This window comes from Bradyrhizobium sp. (assembly GCF_017881085.1).
Lineage (GTDB): Bacteria > Pseudomonadota > Alphaproteobacteria > Rhizobiales > Xanthobacteraceae > Bradyrhizobium.
Window position 1 is genome coordinate 1 of sequence record NZ_JADGRI010000403.1, and the last position, 4,094, is coordinate 4,094.

Below are 4,094 nucleotides of genomic sequence, written 5' to 3' on the forward strand. Positions count from 1 at the left end.
TTCTGGGCCTCCATCGGCATGGGCGTGTCGCACACCGCCTACAGCTCTGCCAAATTCGCGGTGAAGGGTTTTACCGAAGCGCTGATCAACGATCTCCGGCTCAACGCGCCGCACATCAAATGCTCGGTGGTGATGCCCGGCCATATTGGCACCTCCATCGTCTCCAATTCCCGCAAAGTGCTGAGCGGCAGCGATTCCGAGCGGCTGAGCGAGAACGAGATCCTGGGAGCGCGCCAGCGCCTGAAGGGCATGGGCATCGATACGGCGGGGATGTCGGATGAAGACATTCAGAAGATCGCGCTCGATCGCGCCCGCAGTTTCCGCGACGAGGCGCCGACCTCGGCCGCCGCGGCCGCCAGGATCATCCTCGACGGAGTAAAGGCCGAGCGCTGGCGCATCCTGGTCGGCGACGACGCCGAACGTCTCGACGAGCGGGTGCGACAGACGCCGGAAAAGGCCTACACGCCGGAATTCTATCAGAGTTTTGCCGCAGAAGTCGGCTGGCGGTTGGGTTAAACGTCGCGCGCGATAGAGCCTGAAGCGATGTGCTTCAGGCCTCCACCTCCATCTCGATCTTGACCGGAAAGGTCTTCAGCAGCCGCTCGGCCGTCATGGCCTTGTCGGCTGAGGCCTTGACGCGCAGAAACAGGCCACGGGAGGGATCGGTGATCGCCTCGACGCTGACGTCTTTCGCCAAACCCTCCGCCGCCAGCAGCGCGCGGGCGGCATCGCCGGCCGCGATCTCCCGGAGTTTTGGCTTGAAGATCTTTCCGACCGGTGTGACCGGCATTTCGGCGATGACGGAGACGGCCCGCGGCCGCGCCGGCGGCTCGGGGATGTTGTCCTGCACGAAGGCGGCGAGGGCCTGCGAATCGATGCTGACGCCGGGCTGTGCCGAAACGAACAGCATCGGTACCTCGCCGGCGTAGGCGTCGGGACGGCCCACGGCCGCGGCGAGCGCGACGCCCGGAAATCGAAGCGCGGCATCCTCGATCGCCCGCGGGTCGATATTGTGTCCGCCCCGGATGATCACGTCCTTGGCGCGGCCCATGATGTAGACGAAACCATCCGCGTCGATGCGGCAGATATCGCCGGTGCGCAGCCATCCCTGGTAGAACGCGTCCTCGGTCTGCTTGTTGTCGACATAGCCGGGAAAAACCTGCGGACCCCTTGTGAGCAATTCGCCGACCGGGGATGGCCATGGTCCCGAATACAATTTGTCCCCCGCGAGGATGGCCAATTCGACCAGCGGGTTTTGAATGCCGACGCTTTCCGGCCGCGGCTTCACGCCGGCCACGTCGTGGGTGATCGCGCCGGCAAGTTCGGTCATGCCGTAGACCTGCTGGACGCAGGGGCCTCCCCATCGCGCGAGATAGCGGCGCTCGATTTCCGGCGGGCAGATCGAGGCGCCCGTCGGCGTGACGCGCAAGCTCGAAATGTCGCAATCTCCCACGGGTATATCGGCCAGGGCGCCCAGCGTCGTCGGCACGTTGCCGGCATGAGTCAGGCGATACTTCTCGATGATGCTCCAGAAATTCTGCACCAGCGCCGGATCGCGCGCCCCGGCAGGGCCGGGAATGACGATCGTGACCCCGGCCGACAGGCAGGCGCCGACGCCGACGAACAGGCCGCCGACATGGAACAAAGGCAGCGAGATCATGGCGCGGTCGCCCTTGCGATAGTCCAGCGCCATGCGCGAGGAGACGCTGGAGGCGACCATCGAGCGGTTGGCGAGGCGGGCAACCTTGGGGTGCCCAGTGGTGCCGCCGGTGGGCAGCATCACGGCGACGCGTTCGGCTTCGGACGCGTCCCGGCACTTGCCGTAATCGTCGCGCCAGGCCGGATCGGGTTTCAACGCCTCGCCGTCGAACGCAATGGTCCCGTCGAGCGGGACGACCACGATACGCTGCAGCGACGGCACGTCTTTCTGCAGGCCTTCGATCTTCTCATAGAGCCCGCCCGGCATGCCCGGCGGCGGCGCCAGCAGCAATTTTGCCTTCACCGCGTTCAGCTGGGCGATGATGGCCTCGCGCGTGAACAGGAGATTGACCGGTTCGGCGATACCGCAGGCGGCCGCGCCCCAGATCGCGGCAATGGCCGCGGGGCAGATCGGCAGCAAGATCGCGACCGGATCGTTCTTGCCGACGCCCTGCGCGCGAAAGAAATTCTCGGCCGCCTTGGTGCAACCCATCAGTTGATCGTTCGAGACCACGACCGGATTGGGATCGAGCGGTGAGCGCAAATACACCACCGCGTCTGCATGGGGATCGGCGAGCGGCCCGCGCGCGACGAGATCGAGGATGCGTGGGCAGGCGGCGAGTGCTTCCTGCATTTCCTTTTCGCGGGCGCCCTGGTCGGCCGGCGATAGCCTGTCGCTGAGCATGTCTCTCCCTGTCTTTTTTTTGGTTTAGCCGGCCGATAGTAGCGAGCGCAGCTTGCGAAAGACAAGGGTGGCGTTCGGCCGTTGTCAGGGCGTTCGGGATTAGTCGCGGGTGATCCAGAAATCACCCATGCACGATTGTCTTCGCGATCATGCAGTGGATGCCCTTGGAGCCGTTGACGGTCTGCGTCACCCGCATATCCGCGGCCAGGCTGCAGAGCGTGTAGGCATCCTCGCGCGACAGATTGCGTTTCTCCCCGAGCAGCACGATCATGTCGCGCAGCGCCCGGACCACGCATTGGTCGAGGTCGGGGTCCATCGCCATCGTCATGTAATGTGTTGGCGTCTCGGCTCGGGGATAATCGAGCCGCAAATCCCTGCGCAGTGTCAGCCGGAAACGACCCCGCAGCGCGGTCTCGATCGCGGTGACGCAGACCTCGCCGTCGCCCTGCACGCCATGACCGTCGCCGCACGAGAACAGCGCGCCCGGCACGAATACCGGCAGATAGAGTTTGGCGCCCGGCACCAGCTCCTTGTTGTCGAGGTTGCCGCCCATCGCGCGCGGGATCAGCGAGGTGATGCGGCCCCAGGCCGGCGGCGGCGCCACGCCCATCACGCCGAAAAACGGTTTTAGAGGCAGGTCGAGCCCCCATGGCAGCCGGCCGACCATCCGCTCCCGGTCGAGCGGAATGTTCAAAAGGCGTGTCTCATGGAAATCGTCGGGCAGGGTGCCGGCCAGCGGCCGGATCAGATTGTAGCCCCAGTCCTGCCGCAGGCTGACTTCGAGGATTTCGACCTCCAGCACGTCGCCGGGCTCGGCGCCCTCGACCGCGACCGGACCGGTCAGGATATGGCCGGGCACCATCCGCTCATTCCTGGCATGAACCTCGTCGAGTTCGGGCGGGACGTGAAACTGCTTTCGGTCCGGCACCACGTCCGGGCCGCCGCTGATGGTGTCGATGGTCACCTCATCGCCGCTCTTGACGGTGAGGACCGGCTTCCGTTTCGCTTCGAAAAAGCCCCAGTGGCAGGTCTCGGGGCTGGAATGCAGATGATGGTGCGTCATGACGGGGCTTTCACTTCGGCGCGGCTCTTGATCTACTTTGTCATTGCCGGGCTTGACCAGGCTTGACCCGGCAATCCATCATTCATGACGATGTTGTTTTGAAGATAGATGGATACGCGGGTCAAGCCCGCGTATGACATCCCGAATCCAAGCTTCGCGCCAACGTCCGTCCAAGAGGGCCTCTCTTGTTTTTCGTCCTGTCCAAAACGATCGGCATCATGCTGTTGCCGGCGAATTTCCTGATCGGCATCGGGCTTCTCGGCGCGATCTTGCTCGCCACGCGATTGGCGCGCTTCGGCCGCAAGCTCCTGATGGCTTCTGTCTTGCTGCTCGCGGTCAGCGGGTTTTCGCCGCTCGGAAATCTTCTGCTCTATCCCCTGGAGACGCGATTTCCGCCGTGGGATCCGGCGCGCGGAGCGCCTGACGGCATCGTCGTGCTCGGCGGCGCGATCGATGCCGATCTTTCGGTCAGCCATGGCCACGCGGTATTCACACGCGCGGCCGATCGCGTGGTCGAAGCGGCGGCGCTAGCCCGTCAATATCCGAAGGCGCGTATCATCTATTCCGGCGGCAGCGCGAATCTGATCGATGCCGACGCGAGGGAAGCCGATTTTGCCGGTGCACTATTCGAGCGCCTGGGCGTCGCCA

General features: G+C 64.7%; 4 protein-coding genes. 2 read left to right on the forward strand and 2 right to left on the reverse strand.

The window, feature by feature from the left end; translation table 11 throughout:
• The coding region (locus QZ213_RS25485; protein WP_291688832.1) for an SDR family NAD(P)-dependent oxidoreductase at positions 1-516 on the forward strand (516 nt) is incomplete at its 5' end.
• Between the two features lie 34 nt (positions 517-550).
• Here the strand turns inward: QZ213_RS25485 and QZ213_RS25490 are convergent.
• Complete coding sequence (locus tag QZ213_RS25490) at positions 551-2,383, reverse strand: AMP-binding protein (RefSeq protein ID WP_291688833.1); 1,833 nt, start codon at positions 2,381-2,383, stop codon at positions 551-553.
• 121 nt (positions 2,384-2,504) lie between these two features.
• Positions 2,505-3,446, reverse strand: coding sequence for an acetamidase/formamidase family protein (locus tag QZ213_RS25495; protein ID WP_291688834.1), 942 nt, complete (start codon positions 3,444-3,446; stop codon positions 2,505-2,507).
• Between the two features lie 185 nt (positions 3,447-3,631).
• On the opposite strand from QZ213_RS25495, the gene QZ213_RS25500 reads away from it, so the two are divergent.
• On the forward strand, positions 3,632-4,094 hold a 463-nt coding region (locus tag QZ213_RS25500), incomplete at its 3' end, for an ElyC/SanA/YdcF family protein (protein ID WP_291688835.1).